This is a genomic window from Pedobacter sp. NJ-S-72, from assembly GCF_053890575.1.
Window position 1 is genome coordinate 2734179 of the sequence record NZ_CM132681.1, and the last position, 19313, is coordinate 2753491.

The following is a 19313-nucleotide window of genomic DNA, read 5'->3' on the forward strand; positions in this document are numbered from 1 at the left end:
AGGTTATTTTATAAATTTAAACTGGCTCTAAGTTTTTAAAACCAATATGAAATTGTAGATTTGGATCAAATTTTTTCAGCAAATGAATATACACGAATATCAAGGTAAAGAAATACTTAAAAGTTTTGGTGTTGCCGTACAAGAAGGCATAGTTGCCGAAACTGTTGAGCAAGCTGTAGAAGCTGCTAAAAAAATGAAAGCAGACTACAACTCTGACTGGGTAGTAATTAAAGCACAAGTGCATGCTGGTGGAAGAGGTAAAGGTGGTGGTGTTAAGTTAGCTAAAAACCTTGACGAGGTTAAACAAAGAGCTACCGATATTTTAGGTATGCAATTGATCACACCTCAAACTAGTGCAGAAGGTAAAAAAGTTCATAAAATTCTTGTTGCTCAGGATGTATACTATCCAGGAGCTTCTGAAACAAAAGAATTCTATGTAAGCGTTTTATTAAACCGTGCTAACGGAAGAAACATCATCATGTATTCTACCGAAGGTGGTATGGATATCGAAGAAGTTGCAGAACACACTCCTCATAATTTTCAAAGAAGAGATTGACCCAAAAGTTGGTCTTCAAGGATTCCAGGCACGTAAAATTGCTTTCAACCTTGGATTAAGCGGTGGTGCTTTTAAAGAAATGGTGAAATTTGTTACTGCGCTTTACAAAGCTTATGACAACACTGATTCTGCAATGTTTGAAATCAACCCGGTTTTAAAAACATCAGACGATAAAATTATTGCTGTTGATGCGAAAGTAGATTTAGACGAGAATGCTTTATTCCGTCATCCTGATTATGCAGCAATGCGTGATAAACTGGAAGAAGATCCAACTGACGTTGAAGCTAGTGAATCAAACTTAAACTATGTAAAATTAGACGGAAACGTTGGTTGCATGGTTAACGGTGCTGGTTTAGCGATGGCAACTATGGATATTATCAAAATTGCAGGTGGTGAGCCAGCTAACTTCCTTGATGTAGGTGGAACAGCTAACGCACAAACTGTAAAAGCTGGTTTTAACATCATCTTAAAAAAGATCCTAATGTTAAAGCTATCTTAATTAACATTTTCGGTGGTATCGTTCGTTGTGACCGTGTTGCTCAAGGTGTTATTGACGCTTATAAAGAAATAGGTGATATACCTGTTCCAATTATCTGCCGTCTACAAGGTACAAACGCTGTTGAAGCGAAAAAACTAATTGATGAGTCTGGTTTGAAAGTATTCTCAGCAATTGCTTTGAAAGATGCTGCTGCCTTAGTTACTAAAGTTTTAGCTTAATCAATACAGAAAGAGGAAAACTTAGAGATTTTAAATTTTTCTAAAATATAAGGAATGCCAATTGTGTAAAAGCAGTTGGCATTTTTTTGTGCCTTTAAGATTTCAAGTTGTTTAAACTCAAATTTTTCTTAAAATAAAAAAACCTCCAGCAATTACGCCAGAGGTTTTTAACCAAATATAATTTAAACGAGCAATACAAACATAGGGTATATTTTGATTAAAAAAAAGTTTTATCAATTTATTTTATCATTTAATTAAAAAAAAAAAAAAAAACAAAAAAACAAATCAAAATAAAAAAAAACAGATAAATAATAATACATAAATTAAAATTAACTCAACAAAAATACACAAAAATACCATAACAAAAACAACAAAAACATTAAAAATGACAATAAAATAAATTATCAACCCAATTAATCAAATTAAATACACATAAATAACAAAAATCAAGAAAAATAAATATAAAATAATCAAAATAAAAGATCAAAACAGAGTATTAATCAATTTCAGATTATGCTCTTCAAAAACAATTCTCATTCTCTTCTTTAAAAAAACAAATCTCCCTCCCCTAACCCTGTTATTTCTAAATGGAAATCATTATTTTTGAGCGCTCCACAGAAAAATCATGATTAAAAGAGAAAAAATAAAAAGCCTGTTAGAAACAACTGATTTTAACAGAGAAGTGACCGTAATGGGTTGGGTAAGAACGTTCCGTAACAACCAGTTTATTGCCATCAATGATGGTTCCTGCATGGGAAATATTCAGATAGTTGTTGATTTTGAAAATACAGCGGAAGAATTATTAAAAAGAATCACCACAGGCGCGGCAATTGCTGTAACTGGCCAATTAGTAGAGTCTTTAGGTAAAGGTCAGCGTGTTGACGTAAAAGCTACCTCTATTGAGATTCTTGGAGACAGTGATGCAGAAAAATTTCCTTTGCAACCAAAAAAACACAGTCTTGAGTTCCTTAGAGAAATTGCTCACCTGCGTTTCCGTACCAATACTTTTAATGCCGTTTTTAAAGTGCGTCATGCATTGGCATTTGCTATACACCAATTTTATAATGAAAGAGGGTTTGTTTATATGCACACGCCTGTAATCACAGCTTCTGATGCTGAGGGTGCAGGAGAAATGTTTAAGGTAACAACTCTTGATTTTGATAATACACCGAGAACTGAAGATGGAAAAGTAGATTTTTCAGAAGATTTCTTTGGCCGTGCAACCAATCTTACAGTTTCTGGTCAGCTGGAAGGTGAATTAGCAGCTATGGCTTTCGGTCAGATTTATACATTCGGCCCTACTTTCAGAGCTGAAAATTCAAATACTACACGTCACCTTGCAGAGTTCTGGATGGTTGAACCAGAAATCGCTTTTGCTGACCTGGAAGATAACATGCAGCTTGCTGAAGATATGATGAAATATATCATCACTTATGCACTGGAAAACTGTAAAGAAGAAATTGATTTCTTAAATAACCGTTTATTAGAGGACGAAAAAACTAAGCCGCAGCAAGAACGCAGTGAATTATCACTGATAGAGAAACTAAACTTCTGTGTAGGCAACGACTTTGTACGCTTAACTTATACAGAAGCAATTGCTATTCTGCGTTCGTCGAAGCCTAACCAGAAAAAACAGTTTAAATACCTGATCAATGAATGGGGTGCTGACCTGCAATCGGAACATGAACGATTTTTAGTAGAAAAACACTTTAAAAAACCAGTAATCCTTACAGATTACCCGGCAGATATTAAATCTTTCTACATGCGTCAGAATGAGCCGGATGCTGAAGGCAGAAAAACTGTTGCAGCGATGGATGTTTTATTCCCTGGAATTGGCGAAATGATCGGTGGTTCACAAAGAGAAGAAAGATTAGACAAGCTAACACAGCGTATGCACGAAATGAATATCCCTCAGGAAGAGTTATGGTGGTATTTAGACACCAGAAGATTCGGTTCTGCTCCTCATGCTGGTTTCGGATTAGGTTTTGAGCGTTTAGTATTATTTGTGACAGGTATGACTAACATCAGAGACGTCATTGCTTTCCCTCGTTTCCCAAAAAATGCAGAGTTTTAAGCAACATAAATTATAAAAAAAGAGGATGCCAGAAATGACATCCTCTTTTTTTATACCGCAATATTTAATTATACCTGCCTATTTTCTTAGTTTTAGATATATATTTCAAATATGAAAGCAAAAATAATTTTACCATTAGCAGGATTGGCACTGCTTGCTGCTTGTCAGAATAAAGACAAAGGCAGCACCGCTAATAAAGAAGTCCGGACAGAATTCTTTGATAAGTCTGGGATGGATACCACAGTTACACCGGGAGATAACTTCTTCCAGTACGCCAATGGTAAATGGATGAAAAACACAGAGATCCCGAAGACAGAAACTGGCTGGGGTTCTTTCTATACCTTATATAATGATAATATAAAAAATCTGGAACAGATCCTGACTAATGCTGCTAAAGAAGAGCATAGCAAAGGTAGTCTGGAACAAAAAGTGGGTGATTTCTATGCAAGTGGAATGGACACTGTTACCATTGAAAAATTAGGCTACGCACCATTGAAGCCATTACTTGCACAGATTGATGGGCTTAAAGATTATAAAGAAGTAATCAATTTTATTGCCGACGGTTATAAAAATGGTAACGGAGATTTATTAGATTTCCATGTAGGACCTGATGACAAAATCAGTAATAAAAATGCAGTTAACTTTGGTCAGTCAGGCATTACATTACCTGAGCGCAGTTACTACTACTAATAACGATGCAGAAACCAAAAAAATCAGAGCAGGTTTTTTTTAAACTACATCACACAGCTTTTTATCCTAACTGGTTCAAAAAAAGAAAATGCAGCAAAATCTGCTGACCACATCCTTAAACTGGAAACAAGTATTGCAAATTCACACTCTACTCCTGTTGAGTTACGTGATATCCCTAAAAACTACAACAAGTATTACCTGGCCGACTTTCAGAAACTGACTCCGGACATCGACTGGAAATCAGTATTAGGTAAATTAGAGCTTAAAACTGATACAATCATAGTAGGTCAGCCAAAATATTATCAGGCGCTGAATAACTTATTAAAATCAGAGCCAATTGCTATCTGGAAAGAAAAATTAAAGTTTGACGCGATCAATAATGCGACAGGTGCATTAAGCAAAGATTTCCGTACCGCCAAATTTGATTTCTTTGGTAAAACTATACAAGGATTAAAAGAACCAAAAGAGCGCTGGAAAGCTATTGTAAGCAGCACAGACGGAAACAACATCGGTGAATTGCTTGGACAATTGTATGTAAAGGAGCATTTCACCCCGGAATCAAAGAAAAGAATGCTTGAACTGGTAGATAATCTTCAAAAGGTTTATAAATCAAGAATCGAGAAATTGGACTGGATGTCTCCAGTTACTAAACAAAAAGCACTGGAGAAACTAAATGCCTTCATTAAAAAGATCGGTTATCCTGATAAATGGAAAAAATATGATGACGTAGAGATCTCAAAAAATACCTATTTCGCAAACCTTCAGTCGGCAGATAAACATGCTTATAAGGAAATGATAGAAAAAATGGGTAAACCTGTAGACAAAACTGAATGGGAAATGACCCCGCCAACGGTAAATGCATACTACAACCCATCCATTAATGAGATTGTTTTTCCAGCCGGAATTCTGCAGTTCCCTTTCTTTGATTCTGGTGCGGATGACGCGATCAATTACGGTGCTATTGGTGCTGTTATTGGCCATGAAATGACTCATGGTTTTGACATCAGGGCAAACAATATGATAAAGATGGAAATCTTAGAGATTGGTGGACTGCTACAGATGCTACCAAATTTAAAGAGAAAGCGAAAAAGGTTGTAGACTTATATAATGGCTTTACGCTACTTGACAATCAACATGTAAATGGTGAATTGACTTTAGGTGAAAACCTTGCAGACATTGGTGGTTTAGCAATCGCTTACCAGGCATTCAAATTAACTCCTGGTGGCAAAAGCGACAAGAAAATTGATGGATTCACTCCCGATCAGCGTTTCTTTTTAAGCTTTGCGCAGGTTTGGCGTATCAAAAGCAGAGATGAGTCTATGCGCGTACGTTTAAAAACTGATCCGCATTCTCCTGAGATGTTCAGGGTTAATGGTGCTGTTTACAGCATGGAGGCTTTCTACAAAGCTTTTAATGTACCAGCTACTGCAAAGATGTATGTTGCTCCTGCTAATCGTGTAGGCGTTTGGTAGCACACAAATTTTAATACAGGAAAAGGGGATGTATCTGTAAAGACACATCCCCTTTTTATATTCAGAGCCTGCTTAGAATTAAAGCCAGCTGATTAGTTATTTGATTGCTGTGTATCAGTGAATGAATTTGCATGTGCATAATCAATCGCAGTCACTCTGTAATCTGTAGGTGCAAAACTAGAAGAAGTGCTTAAAGCCATTCCTAATTCAAATCTCAACGGATACGGAGTCTTCAACAAACATCCTTCCGGGATGTATGGGAAAGTTTCCATATAAGACTGCATCACATTTGGTGCGATCCTTCTATTGATATAAGCCCGGGTTAATTGATAAGTGTGACGTAAACCAGCTGCACCCAAAAGCTCAACCGCGCTCGCCACTGTCAAACGGTGATAATTGAAAACACGCACTTTTTTATCATCCACAACCAAACCTTTCATCAAACTAGGATCTTGTGTAGCTACACCTGTAGGACAGGTATTACTGTTACATTCCAATGCCTGGATACAGCCTAAGGCAAACATCATTCTCTTGCAGAATTACATAAATCAGCACCAAGTGCAATGTTTTTAACCAGGTCAAAACCCGAGGAAACTTTACCTGAAGCAATAATTTTAATATGTTTCTTTAAGTCGAAACCTGAAAGCACATCATAAACAAAAGCTACGCCCTCTCTTAACGGCATACCTACTGCGTTAGAGAATTCCTGTGGTGCTGCTCCTGTACCACCCTCACCACCATCAACGGTAATAAAGTCTACATATATACCTGTTTCTACCATCGCCTTGCAAATAGCGAAGAATTCACTCTTACGGCCAATACATAGTTTAAAACCAATAGGTTTTCCACCCGATAATTCTCTTAATCTTTTCACGAAAGCAAGCATTTCCAAAGGTGTTGAGAATGCAGAGTGTGCAGGTGGAGAAATGACATCAAAGCCTTCTTTCACTAACCTGATTCTTGCAATTTCAGGTGTTACCTTTTTTGCAGGTAAAATACCACCATGACCAGGTTTTGCACCTTGAGAAAGTTTAATCTCAATCATTTTAACCTGTTCAGTTTTTGATCGTACGCCAAAAGCATCATAGTTAAATGTGCCATCATCGTTACGGCAACCGAAATAACCGGTTCCGATTTGCCAGATCAAATCTCCTTTTGGAGCAGCATGGTAATCACTAATCCCTCCTTCGCCGGTGTTATGTGCAAAATTGCCCATAAAAGCACCTCCGTTTAAAGCAAGAATGGCATTCTGGCTCAATGAACCAAAACTCATTGCCGAGATATTTAATACGCTGGCAGAATAAGGTTGTGCACAATCAGGGCCTCCTACCAATACTCTTGGATCTTCATTTAATTCATGGTGACTGATCGCAGCGATACTATGGCTTAACCACTCATATCCGTTTTCATAAACGTCAAGCTGCGTACCAAATGGGATCGTATCATTATCTTTCTTAGCACGCTGATAAATCAGGGAACGGTTTAACCTGCTGAAAGGTTTTCCGTTGGTATCGCTCTCTACAAAATACTGGTATACTTTAGGGCGCAAATCTTCTGCAAGATACCTTAAGCGACCTAAAACCGGGTAGTTTCGAACAATACTATGTTTTGGCTGGTAAAGGTCATAAATGCCCAATAAAATGACAGGACCTATAAAAATAAATGCCCAATAAAACGGTGGCCAAGCCAGGCTAATCATCAAAGTTGCCGTGACTAAAAATGCGGCAATCGCAATAAATGCTTTTCTCATACTGTTGTAATTACTAAATCAGGGGCAATACTACGAACATTTATCAACGACTCAACAAAATTATCCGTAAATTTACATATGTTAATCAAAATATACCCGGAAAATCCGAATCCGAAGGCGATTGAACAAGTGGTTGAAGTCCTTAAAAAGGGCGGAATTATCATATATCCCACTGATACTGTGTATGGATTAGGATGCGATATCACCAACCAGAAGGCGATTGAGCGAATTTGTCAAATCAGAGGCATAAAACCTGAGAAAGCTAACTTTTCATTTACTGTTTCTGATCTGAGACACATCTCTGATTTTGTAAAGCCAATTGATACGACTGTTTTCCGTCTGTTAAAGAAAGCTCTTCCAGGCCCTTTCACATTTATATTTAATGCGAACAATAATGTTCCGAAATTACTGAGCTCAAACAAAAAAACGGTAGGAATCAGGGTACCGGATAATAGCATTGCCAGGGAAATTGTTGAAATGTTAGGGAACCCGATTTTATCAACGTCCATTAAAGATGATGATGAACTGGTTGAATATTCTACAGATCCTGAATTGATCTATGAGAAATATGAAGCGCTGGTTGATGCAGTGATTGATGGTGGCTACGGAGATAATGAACCTTCTACAGTAGTAGATTGTACACAGGGCGACTTTGAAATCATCCGTCAGGGAAAAGGAATACTGGAAAACTATCTGTAGTTAACCAGTATCCTTATGAGGTAATTGTCAGGTATTATTACCTGAAACCTGCCATAAATGCTTCTATGTTCTCTTCGGGTTACCTGATGCAATAGATTTCACAAATGCAGTACCGATAATCCCTCCGTTTGCATATTTACATGCTTTGTCAAAAGTTTCTTTACTGCTGATTCCAAATCCAATCATCGTTGGGTTGTTTAACTCCATGGCAGCAAGTCTGGAGAAATAAGCCTCTGTGGTATCAGATACCTGTAAGTTCTGCCCTGTAGTTGCCGATGAAGACAATAAGTAGATAAATCCATTGCTCAATGAGTCAATTTTATGGATACGCTCAACAGAAGTCTGTGGCGTAACTAAAAATATATTACTCAATCCGTATTTCAGAAACGTGTCTTTGTAGAACTCTTCATATTCTACCATTGGTAAATCGGGTACAATACAACCGTCAACACCAACCTCAGCACAAGCTTTACAAAAACGCTCCACTCCGTACTGTAATACCGGATTCACATAACCCATCAGTAAAACCGGAATGGTTACCGTCTTACGCAGTTCTTTCAACTGTTCAAACAACAGTAAATAAATCCATTCCCTGATCTAATGAGAGTTTACTGCTGGCTTGTATGACCGGGCCGTCTGCTACCGGATCTGAGTAAGGAAATCCAATTTCCAGCATATCCGCCCCTGCTTTTTCCAGCGCAGCTGCAATAGTAACCGTATCTCCTAGTCCCGGATAACCTGCTGTATAATATATAGATAGTATATTGTTCTTTTTTTCTTTGAATACTTTATTAATCCTGTTCATTTGATCTGTATGCTATAATATGTACTAAAAACCGAAATGCTTCATGTAAGTATCCATGTCTTTATCTCCCCTTCCGGACAAACAAACCACTACGTTTTCTCCACCTGTAAATTTCATTTTCTCTAAATAAGCCAGTGCATGTGCACTTTCAATAGCAGGAATAATCCCTTCCATTTGTGTACAAAGTAATCCTGCATCCAATGCTTCATCATCAGTGATGGAAACATATTCTGCCCTTGTTGTTTTGAAAAGATGTGCATGCTGAGGGCCAATTCCAGGATAATCCAATCCCGCAGAAACTGAATGCGGCTCCACCACTTGTCCATCTGCTGTTTGCATCAGGATACTTCTGCTTCCATGCAATACACCTTCTTTACCGAGAAAAGTAGTCGCTGCTGAGAATCCGGTATCTACGCCTTTACCCCCTGCTTCTATCGCTATCAGTTTTACATTTTCATCATTGAAAAAATGATAAAACATACCCATTGCGTTACTTCCGCCACCCACACAAGCTAATACATAATCAGGCTGGTCGTTCCCGGTTTGTTCTATTAATTGCTTTTTAGTTTCTTCTGAAATAATGGATTGAAAGATCGATACCATATCAGGATATGGATGCGGGCCAACTACAGATCCTATAATATAATGTGTGTCTACAGGATTATTAATCCAGTCACGCATAGCTTCATTGGTTGCGTCTTTCAGTGTTTTACTCCCTGAAACTGCCGAAACTACTTTAGCACCCAGCATTTTCATCCTGGCTACATTTGGTGCCTGACGCGCTGAATATCAATCTCACCCATATAAACTACACATTCCAGGCCACGCAGTGCGCATACAGTTGCTGTAGCTACACCATGCTGGCCTGCACCGGTTTCAGCGATAATTCTCTTTTTACCTAATTTTTCAGCTAATAAGATCTGACCAATAGTGTTGTTTATTTTATGCGCCCCGGTATGGTTCAGGTCTTCTCTTTTAAGGAAGATATTCGCATTATATTTTTTTGATAACCGCTGAGCAAGGTAAAGCGGGGATGGCCTGCCTACATAATCCTTCAGCAAATGATGAAATTCCTTTTGAAAATCTGCATCACCAATGATTTTTAGATAATTTTGTCTCAGTTCTTCGACATTCGGGTAAAGCATTTCTGGAATGTATGCACCTCCAAAATCTCCGTAATAACCTTTTTCATTTACAAAATAATTCATAGTCTTATCTTTTAACAGCCTGCCTCATCAGCTGGCCTGACATTTTTAAATTTTAGCAAGTGTTAGTTACAGGCACTAAGCAGGGCGATATCTTTTAAACCGGGTGAAATCTCAAACCGGCTATTGACATCTATGGCGTATAAACGTTCATCTTTAATATTTTCCAGACCAGCAAGCTGCTCTATTCCTATTCCCCCGCTTAAGAAATATGGTGTCTTATTTTTATAGTGCTCCAGGAGTTGCCAGCTAAAAGTTTTGCCCGAGCCTCCATAGTCTGGGGTTTGCGTATCAAAAAGGAAATAGTCTACATGTGGCACATACTCATCTAAAGTATTGAAATCAAAACCGGCATCAATACCAAAAGCTTTAATCACTTCTGCAAGCCCTTTCAGCTGTGCGCAATAGGCGGCACTTTCCTGACCATGTAACTGTACGGCCTTCAGGTTATACTGAGCAATTGCATTTTTCACAACTTCCAGCTCCTCATTCACAAATACGCCCGTAGTTTTTATCGTTACAGGGATGTTTTTAAGGAGTAAGGGATCCAAATCACCAATAAACCTTTTAGAACCAGGGTAAAAAATAAAACCGATATAAGCTGGCTGTAAAACAACAACCTCAGCAATATTGCCCGGTATTTTCATTCCGCAGATTTTCAGTTTTGTGCTCATCTGATTAGATTCCGGAAACTTTTCAAAGCCAAACCTCCTACCAGAGACGATTCCGCTTCATAAAAACAATCCGCAAAAGATTGTTCTGGTTTAATAGTCTGGATCGCAATCGCGGCATTACATAAGACTACATTATTCTGTGGATCAGTACCTGTACCTTGTAATACACTTGTAAAGATATGAGCGGATGACTGAATGGTATCTCCACCCGCAATCTCATTTTCATCAATCTCTTCAAAACCCAGATCGCTTACTTTAAGCAGGGCTTCTCCATATTTACTGAAGGTTTTGAAATCGCAGGTCAATGAAACTTCATCAAAGCCGTCTACTGCATGTATAATTGTATAGTTCTTGTCTGTATCCTGGTAAAGATAAGCATACAAACGCGCCAGCTCTAGACTAAATACCCCTACGATCTGGTTTTTCGGCTGCGCCGGATTAACCATTGGCCCCAGCATATTGAAAAAGGTTTTAACACCTAAATCTTTACGGATGGGAGCAACAATTTTCATCGCAGGATTGAACAGAGGGGCATGTATAAAACATATCCCTGCCCTATCCAGACTTCTTTTCAATTCATCCTGATTGTCTGTAAATTTATAGCCCAGGTACTCCATTACATTGGATGACCCGCAGCCAGAAGAGACTCCGTAGTTACCATGTTTTGCTACTTTATATCCTGCTCCGGCCACTACAAAAGAAGCTAGTGTAGAGATATTAAAGGTGTCTTTTCCATCACCGCCAGTACCAGCCAGATCTACCAGTTCATAACTGGATAAGTCTACCTTTACACAGAGATCAAGCATTGCATCCCGAAATCCCTGAAGTTCTGCGACTGTAATATTACGCATCCCAAAGGCCGTAATAAACGCTGCAATCTGCGAAGTATTAAATTCCGGAGGCAATTGCTGTAAGGATACGCCGGGCTTCTGCCCTGCTGAAAGATTTGTTTTCGAATAAGTGATTAAGTATTTTCTTCATGGGGAGTCAAAAAAAAAGGGCTGCTTAAAAAGCAACCCTCAAAATATTGTATATAAAATAAAACGTACAAAATAGGGTTACACTACGCTATCGCGTTGTGCCACCACCAAATGTTAAGTCCGTTTGTTTGTATCATTGTAAAGCAAATATGGAATTGTTTTTGGAAAAGAACAACTATTTATTGAATTATTTTTTGACTGATTGATTTCATCAGCTACCTGAACTCATAATCTATTCCTTTAACCTGTGTGAGCAACGTATCCGGTTCATCGGTAGCTGTTGCCCTTCCTTCTAATTTCGGTGCAACTGTCCCTTTTTCTGCCAGATATTCTTCAATAATGGTATGCATAGTATAACCAGTTTTTGTGGTATCCATTACCCCTGTAACCCGGCAAAGCTCTGTATCAGCATCTCTTCACGCTCACAGGCGATAATTCTATATGTTTTTTGCAGATCAATAGGTTCACCACCAATTTTAACCCAGTTTAATTTTTCACCCGATCCTTTACCAATGGTAAAATTCACCTGCATACCTTTAAAACGTACAAACCAGCCTCCAAAACGTTTCGAAAAATCTTTGGCAAAGGCATTCTCCAGTTCCTTTTCTAACCACGCCCATAATTGCTGTCCGGTAACTGATCCCATTTTCGCTTCACTGTTAACCGGAAGCATATTCCATAAAAACTCTTTATCTATGGCCCTTTTTCCTTCTAATAGATTCACTGCAAGTGGCTGGCAAAAGCGAAAACCATTTGACAAGGCTATATCTGGTTTAAATTTCCAATAGATGGCATCAGTAATCAAATTGTCCATTGGAGTTTCCTTCACAAAATAACGTACCAGAGAGGTACTTGTATAACCAATTATTTTAGAAAGATCCTTTTTAAAAGGCTTGTAAAGCTGATCAATAATCTCATTCATCTTCTTGTCAGCAGGGAATTTTTCAGGATCAACATCAAGGAGTACATATTTTATATCTTTTAATTTTCCCTCTTCAATCGTGAAATCTATCTTTCCCAGAAAAGAACCAAAGGCCCCGCATTCTATAACATCAGTATATTTCCCCTTAATAATTTCCCTGACCCTTTCATGCGTATCGGCTCCCAAAATGAGGTCGACTCCCGCTACAGCCGGATCATTAGCTAAACCGACCTCCTGTGCCAGACCAGTGTGTGTAATTAGTAATACAATGGAACAGCCTTCTTCCTCCCTCAATTGTTTGATATAACGGGCGACATTAAAAACCGGATTTGTAAACCGCAGACCTTTACTATAACCAGGGGATTGCCTCTTTGGGATCAAAGGATCAGTGTAACCAATAAAACCGACCTTAATCCCTGCAATGTATTTAATCCAGAATGGTGGATAAATAAGTTCCCCATTAACAACAGACTGTGTGTCATGTATGGTACATATTAGCGCAAAGCTTTGCTGCTGTAACATGCCCCATATCATAGAGCATTTTCTCTTTTTTATAAACGACCTCCCAGTTTCCCGGCAGGATAAGATCGTAGTTCAGCCAGTTCATCACTGGAATAAGTGCTTTGCCTTCAGTCAGTGAAGCTACAGCACTGCCATGAATAAAGTCCCCGCCGTCAATCAGTATCGTATTTTCTGGATTTTGACTACGATAATGTTCAATCATAGTTTTAAGATGTGCCATCCCTCCCCGTTTGCGATAAACAGCCCTGTCATTTTCCCAGAAAAATTCATCATGGGGGTTTAATTGTGCGTGAATATCACTGGTATATAAGATGGTAAATTTACGAACGCCTTCCGCATCGTTTTTATTCAGGACATTTTCCGGAGCCTGATCATCTTTTATACTACCTATAGCTATTACAGGAGCAAAAACGGTAGCCAGGCCAAAAAATGATCCCTCTTTTAAAAAACTGCGTCTCGTATTTCATAAATTGGTTTTTTATTAATGTGGTAACTTCTCTTTAAACCTTCCATATACCCAGGTTCCTCCAATAGCACTGATCAGGGTAATCAAAATCACAGTTGCCCCTCCACCTACCTGAGCAAACAATGGCCCCGGGCATGCTCCGGTTATCGCCCAGCCAAAACCAAAGATCAAACCTCCGTATATCTGTCCTTTACTAAATTTCTTTGCATTAATATGAACTGTTTCACCAGCTATAGTCTTCACATTAAATTTTTTAATCAACCATACTGAGAGCATGGCCACTGCTATTGCACTGCCAATTACCCCATACATATGGAAAGATTGCAAACGGAACATTTCCTGTATACGGAACCAGCTGATGATCTCGGCTTTGACGAATACGATACCAAATGCGATACCTACTAAAAGATATTTTATATTATTCTTCATATTAGTTCAGTAAAAGGATGTAAGGAAGGATTAAATTAGCCATGATAAAACCACCAGCCATAAAACAACAGGTAGTAGCCACTAATGAAGGCCATTGTAAAGTTGAAATCCCCATAATGGCATGACCACTGGTACAACCACCTGCATATCTGGTACCAAAACCAACCAGGAAACCTCCACCAACTATCATGATCAGACCACGCAGACTTAAAAGCGAAGACCAATTGAATAATTGAACAGGAATCATTGAATGATAATCATTAATTCCGTAGCCTGATAACTCAGTTATCAATTTAGGATTAAGGACAATCTCTGATGGGTTAGAGAGTGATGCTGTAGCAACAAAACCACCCAAAAATATTCCGGTTACAAAGAACAGGTTCCATGCTTCTTTTTTCCAGTCATACTGAAAAAACGGGATTTTAGCTGGAATACACGCAGCACAAATATGGCGCAGTGAAGAGCTGATTCCAAAAGCTTTATTACCGAGCAGCAGCAGTACAGGTACTGTAAGTCCAATCAATGGGCCAGCAACGTACCATGGCCAGGGTTGTTTAATAAATTCAAGAATATTCATGCTTCTATGGTTTCAATGAGGTAATAGCTTGAGCACCTTCCCATAATCAGTATTGACAGACAATATCTGTTCCTAAACTATTCAGATTGTAGTTTATTACACCAAAGGGGTTAATAGTGAGGTGAATGCTGGTTTTAGAAAAAACAAAATGGCCTGATACTATCCTCATCGGGGATATGACCAGGCCATTTCTATTAATATGATATAGAATTACTCGCTTACTTTGATTTCAACCCTGCGATTCAATTCTTTACCTTCTTCAGTTGTGTTCGGCTTAATAGGTTCGGTTGCACCAAAACCTTTGATCGACAAATTACCACCGTTTATACCTGCATTCACTAAATAAGATTTTACTGAATTCGCTCTGTCTACTGATAAAGACATATTGTGTTCAACTGTACCTTCTGCTGAAGAGTGTCCGTTTAAAACGAATTTAGCTGAAGGGTCTTTTTTCATTTCTTTAGCAACGTTGTCTAATATTTGAAACGAAGCAGTTTTCAAGACACGAGTTAAATTCAAACTGAACATTGGTAAAGTTAAAGTTTGGTTTTTCTGGTGCCGGAGCAGTTTCTGTTTTTTCTTCAACAGGGGCTTTCTCTACTGGTTTTTCTACAGGTTTTTCAACTGCTACCTGTGGGTTTGGTTTTGCAATAATCTTCTTTGTTTTACATGCCTGAAGAGAAAGGGCAAAAACCCCGATACCAGCTAATACTAAATGTGCTTTTTGTAGTTTCATGTTTGTGTGTTTGTGTTTATTTGTGGTTTTCGATTAATGCGTTCTTTTCTTTTGTAAAGTGATTAAATACCAGTTTATCGGCTAATGCCGGAAACAATTTATTAATCCATACTGTTAATTTCCCCTGTCCGGTCATAACCAGCGTACGCTTACGTGCGGCAATCCCATTCACTATATTCACGGCAACTTCTTCTGATGACATCATTTTCCCTTCTTCCATACTGGTCTCTCCATGAGATTTACCGTCTTTTGCTAATGCAGCAACACGGATATTAGAAGTTGTAAAACCCGGGCATGCTACCATGACATGAACTCCAGTGTGTAATATTTCTGTTCTTAGCGCTTCCATAAAGCCATTCATCGCAAATTTCGATGCTGAATAACCTGTTCTACCGGGCAAACCACGATAGCCTGCAATAGAAGAAACGCCAATTATACTCCCTTTAGTCTTCAAAATTTCAGGTAATGCATATTTAGTACAATATACTGTACCCCAGAAATTGACATCCATCAGGTTTTTAAGAACTGATAAATCAAGCTCATTGAATAGTGCACGCATAGATAATCCTGCATTATTAACCATAATATCGATTTGATTAAAAGTCAGTAAAGCTTGTTTAATCAGCTCCTGGCAATCGGCTTCTTTACTTACATCTGCCCGCACTGCGAGAGCTTTGATCCCATATCTTTTTTCCAGATCTGCTGTTACCTCACATAAAGTCACAAATTGTCTGGCCGCCAGTACTAAGTTTGCACCGCGCGCGCTTAGCAAATTCTTCTGCACATGATTTTCCTATACCCGATGATGCACCGGTAATAATGACTACTTTATTCTTAAAATCCATCGTGATTATTTGATTATTGAGTTGGCATAAGGTACTCTTGTTACGATCGAGCGGCCTAATGTGATTTCATCTGCATATTCCAATTCCCCGCCAAAAGCTATTCCGCGGGCAATAGTTGTAATTGGTATCTGAAAATCTTTAAGTCTTTTATAAAGATAGAATAGTGTAGTATCCCCCTCCATGGTTGCACTCAGTGCTAAAATAATCTCTTTCACAGGAGTAGTTGCAACCCGCTGTACCAGTGAATCTATGAACAGATCGGATGGCCCGATTCCGTCCATTGGAGAGATTAAACCACCTAATACATGGTAAACACCAAAATACTGAGAAGTATTTTCAACGGCCATCACATCACGCGTATCCTCGACTACACAAATTATTTCTTTTTCCCGTTTAGGGGCAGAACAGATACCACAAATGGGCAGATCTGATATATTATGACAAATACTACAGTGCTTTATATCTTTTCTCAACCTGATGATGGAATTACCAAAAGTATCTACTTCCTCTTGTTCCTTGTTCAGTAAATGCAAAACCAGACGCAACGCGGTCTTTTGTCCTACACCAGGTAATTTAGAAAATTCGTTAACAGCATCTTCGAGTAGCTTGGAAGAAAAATTCATCTTACAAATTTATATTTTATTTCACTAATCTTGCATCTACAGCTAACTCTTCAATTAATCTGATCATAACAAGATCATGATATCCGGAAAATAATGGATTAAGCAAATAATTGTATTCTAATTTATTAATGGCAGACCTGGTTTTAACAGCTAGAAATTTTCGCCGATCCATCAGTTCATCTCCTATACTTTTATTTTGAAGATTACCTATTTCCCGCCAGCTTTTAGGGTAAACCTTATCGGGGAGTGTATAAATCAGCGTATCATCAACCTTTAGTTCAATACTCATGATATAAAGATTTGGGAGGGGTATTTTCTGCTTCAAAATGAACCAGGTTTTCAAGATAAGCTAAAGAACTGTTTTCACTAGTATATAACATATAGGTCCCAGTATTATTCCAGCGACCTCCTTCTTTGTAAGCTCCCATACCAGAAAGGTCTGTAGCTCTTTTTTTCGATTTTGCGATCCGGTATACAATCATAAGAACAGGCGTCAGGAGTAAACTCCTTCTTCAATTCTGCCTAAAACATTATCAACCATCGCAAGTCCTGTAGGAATGTAAAACAGATCCAGAGGCTTTATTTGATTCAGTGCTCTATTGGGAGTGTTTAACCATTTCTGCATCTTTTCTTCATCTTCAAAAACTTCAAAAGCATGGGCTACAACTTTTGTTACTTCTATCACATGTGAGGAAGTGTATTTATCCAATACGTCATCTGCTTTTTTTCTTTCCAGGGTTTTGACCGATAGATTCAATATATCTTCAGCAAAATTCTTCTTAGTCATTCCCATATGGCTAACCAATGCATCCAAAGAAGCTTTCTTTATCCCTTTATTACTTAAAGTAATTAAATCAAATGCAGATTTAATCTTTTCCCTTATCAAATCTGTCCCGCCTAATAAGTAGACCACACTATTTTCATGCAACATAACCGACATTTTGACTAAAGATAAGGATAATATGTCGCATTAATTTGAGGCTCATTTTAAATTTATCCAATAATTTTTAAACAGGCTTTTGATTTTTAGAGGATGAATTTCTTACATTTAGCTCCTAAAGTATAATTATATATGACTCCCGCCATACTTTTATCCTTTCTATTAGGATATTTTGCCCTTTTAATAGGAGTAGCCTATTTCACCTCCAGAAATTCATCGGACAACGCTACATTTTTTATTGCGAACCGTAATTCGAAATGGTACCTCGTGGCCTTTGGAATGATTGGAACAGCGCTTTCGGGGGTAACTTTCATCTCTGTACCCGGCGCAGTTGGTAAAAGTGAATTTGGCTATTTCCAGTTTGTATTAGGAAATGCGGTGGGTTTTATTATCGTGGCAACGGTACTTTTACCGCTTTACTACCGGATGAATCTGATATCCATTTACACCTATCTGGAAAAAAGACTGGGTGCTTACAGTTATAAAACGGGTGCGGTAATCTTCCTGATTTCCAGGACGATCGGATCTTCTTTCAGACTATACCTGGTTGCTATCGTTTTACAAAAATTCATTTTTGATGCCTGGAATATTCCTTTCTGGTTAACGATTGTGCTTTGTCTGGTATTAATCTGGGTTTACACACATAAAGGCGGTCTTAAAACTATTATTATCACAGATACCTTACAAACCGTCTTTCTGCTCTTGTCAGTAGTCCTGTCTATTATATTCATTGCAAAATCACTGCATTTGGATATTGCAGGTACTTTTGAAGCCGTAAAGAACAGCAGCTATTCAAAAATATTCTTCTGGGAAGATTTTATGGGCAGCAAATCCCACTTCCTGAAACAGTTTTTAGGCGGTATTTTTGTCACCATTGCAATGGTAGGACTGGATCAGGATCTGATGCAAAAGAACCTGAGCATGAAAAGTATTGGTGAAGCACAGAAAAATATGTTCACCTTTACAGGTGTATTTGTGGTTATGAATATCTTCTTCCTAAGCGTAGGTGCCTTGTTATACCTTTATGCGGCAAAAAATGGCATAGTGGTTGCTGACTTAAAAACACCAGATCACCTTTACCCTGAAATTGCTTTAAATCATTTAAATATTATTCCCGGAATTATTTTCATGCTGGGTTTAACAGCTGCAACATTCGCGACTACGGATTCTGCACTGACAGCATTGACAACTTCCTTTTGTATGGATTTTCTTCATTTTGATAAAAAAGAAGATCAGAGCGACCCTAAACTGGTTACACAGCGACACTGGGTACACATTGGGTTTTCGGTAATTATGGTTGCCGTTATCCTGATTTTTAAAGCTATTAATGATGATTCTGTTGTCAATTCAATATTTACCGCAGCGGGATATATACTTATGGCCCGCTATTAGGTTTATTTGCATTTGGGATGCTGACTAAGAAAGCAGTTGCAGATAAATTAGTACCTTATCTGTGTATCTCATCCCCTGTGTTGTGTTTTGTAATCAATACACACAGTATAAAATGGTTTGGCTATGCAATGAGCTTTGAGCTGATTGTGCTAAACGGTTTGATTACATTTTTACTACTTTGGGTTACCGGAAGAAATAGCGTTAACCAGACTAAATTTTAAAATATAAATATCAATATA

16 protein-coding genes and 7 pseudogenes are annotated in these 19313 nt (G+C 38.2%); 5 read left to right on the forward strand and 18 right to left on the reverse strand.

Annotated elements, in window-relative coordinates; all coding sequences use genetic code 11:
• Window positions 1-82 precede the first annotated feature (82 nt).
• The 3 genes and pseudogenes from sucC to ACWYN3_RS18285 all read left to right on the forward strand — a co-directional run bounded on the left by sucC (window position 83) and on the right by ACWYN3_RS18285 (window position 5509).
• A pseudogene (gene sucC, locus ACWYN3_RS18275) lies at window positions 83-1273 on the forward strand (ADP-forming succinate--CoA ligase subunit beta).
• A gap of 625 nt (window positions 1274-1898) precedes the next feature.
• On the forward strand, window positions 1899-3347 hold the full coding sequence (gene asnS, locus ACWYN3_RS18280; RefSeq protein WP_456222411.1) for an asparagine--tRNA ligase: 1449 nt from the start codon (window positions 1899-1901) through the stop codon (window positions 3345-3347).
• Between the two features lie 288 nt (window positions 3348-3635).
• Window positions 3636-5509, forward strand: a pseudogene (locus ACWYN3_RS18285) (M13 family metallopeptidase).
• Window positions 5510-5601: 92 nt separating this feature from the next.
• Here ACWYN3_RS18285 and ACWYN3_RS18290 read toward each other — a convergent pair.
• Window positions 5602-7259 (reverse strand): annotated as a pseudogene (locus ACWYN3_RS18290) (FMN-binding glutamate synthase family protein).
• 78 nt (window positions 7260-7337) lie between these two features.
• Here ACWYN3_RS18290 and ACWYN3_RS18295 point away from each other — a divergent pair.
• Window positions 7338-7958: an L-threonylcarbamoyladenylate synthase gene (locus ACWYN3_RS18295; RefSeq protein WP_456222412.1), complete on the forward strand. Its 621-nt coding sequence runs from the start codon at window positions 7338-7340 to the stop codon at window positions 7956-7958.
• Window positions 7959-8021: 63 nt separating this feature from the next.
• On the opposite strand, the gene trpA is transcribed toward ACWYN3_RS18295, so the two are convergent.
• From trpA to parS, 17 genes and pseudogenes are all read right to left on the reverse strand, one after another.
• Window positions 8022-8519: a tryptophan synthase subunit alpha gene (trpA, locus tag ACWYN3_RS18300; RefSeq protein ID WP_456222413.1), complete on the reverse strand. Its 498-nt coding sequence runs from the start codon at window positions 8517-8519 to the stop codon at window positions 8022-8024.
• A gap of 4 nt (window positions 8520-8523) precedes the next feature.
• Window positions 8524-8763, reverse strand: a complete 240-nt coding sequence (locus ACWYN3_RS18305; protein WP_456222414.1) for a tryptophan synthase subunit alpha — start codon at window positions 8761-8763, stop codon at window positions 8524-8526.
• A 24-nt stretch (window positions 8764-8787) separates the two neighbouring features.
• A pseudogene (gene trpB / locus ACWYN3_RS18310) lies at window positions 8788-9971 on the reverse strand (tryptophan synthase subunit beta).
• A gap of 62 nt (window positions 9972-10033) precedes the next feature.
• The gene (locus ACWYN3_RS18315; protein WP_456222415.1) at window positions 10034-10642 is read right to left on the reverse strand and encodes a phosphoribosylanthranilate isomerase; all 609 of its coding nucleotides are present in this window, start codon (window positions 10640-10642) and stop codon (window positions 10034-10036) included.
• A pseudogene (trpD, locus tag ACWYN3_RS18320) lies at window positions 10639-11623 on the reverse strand (anthranilate phosphoribosyltransferase). Before trpD ends, ACWYN3_RS18315 begins: the two are co-directional and overlap by 4 nt.
• A gap of 214 nt (window positions 11624-11837) precedes the next feature.
• The gene (locus ACWYN3_RS18325) at window positions 11838-11999 is read right to left on the reverse strand and encodes a hypothetical protein (protein WP_456222416.1); all 162 of its coding nucleotides are present in this window, start codon (window positions 11997-11999) and stop codon (window positions 11838-11840) included.
• Window positions 11999-13078 carry a bifunctional metallophosphatase/5'-nucleotidase gene (locus ACWYN3_RS18330; protein WP_456222417.1) on the reverse strand — a complete coding sequence of 360 codons (1080 nt, stop codon included), beginning with the start codon at window positions 13076-13078 and terminating at the stop codon, window positions 11999-12001. The genes ACWYN3_RS18325 and ACWYN3_RS18330 overlap by 1 nt, the downstream gene beginning before the upstream one ends.
• A complete protein-coding gene (locus ACWYN3_RS18335) occupies window positions 13023-13487 on the reverse strand; it encodes a metallophosphoesterase (RefSeq protein WP_456223068.1) in 465 nt (154 codons plus the stop codon). Before ACWYN3_RS18335 ends, ACWYN3_RS18330 begins: the two co-directional genes overlap by 56 nt.
• 60 nt (window positions 13488-13547) lie before the next feature.
• Window positions 13548-13961: a DUF6691 family protein gene (locus tag ACWYN3_RS18340; protein ID WP_456222418.1), complete on the reverse strand. Its 414-nt coding sequence runs from the start codon at window positions 13959-13961 to the stop codon at window positions 13548-13550.
• 1 nt (window position 13962) lies between these two features.
• Window positions 13963-14538, reverse strand: coding sequence for a YeeE/YedE family protein (locus ACWYN3_RS18345; protein WP_456222419.1), 576 nt, complete (start codon window positions 14536-14538; stop codon window positions 13963-13965).
• Window positions 14539-14748: 210 nt separating this feature from the next.
• Window positions 14749-14994 carry an OmpA family protein gene (locus ACWYN3_RS18350; protein ID WP_456222420.1) on the reverse strand — a complete coding sequence of 82 codons (246 nt, stop codon included), beginning with the start codon at window positions 14992-14994 and terminating at the stop codon, window positions 14749-14751.
• A gap of 4 nt (window positions 14995-14998) precedes the next feature.
• Complete coding sequence (locus tag ACWYN3_RS18355) at window positions 14999-15274, reverse strand: hypothetical protein (RefSeq protein WP_456222421.1); 276 nt, start codon at window positions 15272-15274, stop codon at window positions 14999-15001.
• A gap of 16 nt (window positions 15275-15290) precedes the next feature.
• Window positions 15291-16119, reverse strand: a pseudogene (locus ACWYN3_RS18360) (SDR family oxidoreductase).
• A gap of 5 nt (window positions 16120-16124) precedes the next feature.
• Window positions 16125-16742, reverse strand: coding sequence for a recombination mediator RecR (gene recR, locus ACWYN3_RS18365; RefSeq protein WP_456222422.1), 618 nt, complete (start codon window positions 16740-16742; stop codon window positions 16125-16127).
• Window positions 16743-16758: 16 nt separating this feature from the next.
• A complete protein-coding gene (locus tag ACWYN3_RS18370) occupies window positions 16759-17031 on the reverse strand; it encodes a hypothetical protein (RefSeq protein ID WP_456222423.1) in 273 nt (90 codons plus the stop codon).
• A complete protein-coding gene (locus tag ACWYN3_RS18375) occupies window positions 17021-17224 on the reverse strand; it encodes an RES family NAD+ phosphorylase (RefSeq protein ID WP_456222424.1) in 204 nt (67 codons plus the stop codon). Before ACWYN3_RS18375 ends, ACWYN3_RS18370 begins: the two co-directional genes overlap by 11 nt.
• An 11-nt stretch (window positions 17225-17235) precedes the next feature.
• Window positions 17236-17682, reverse strand: coding sequence for a type II RES/Xre toxin-antitoxin system antitoxin (parS, locus tag ACWYN3_RS18380; RefSeq protein ID WP_456222425.1), 447 nt, complete (start codon window positions 17680-17682; stop codon window positions 17236-17238).
• Between the two features lie 132 nt (window positions 17683-17814).
• On the opposite strand from parS, the pseudogene ACWYN3_RS18385 reads away from it, so the two are divergent.
• A pseudogene (locus ACWYN3_RS18385) lies at window positions 17815-19295 on the forward strand (sodium:solute symporter).
• Window positions 19296-19313 lie beyond the last annotated feature (18 nt).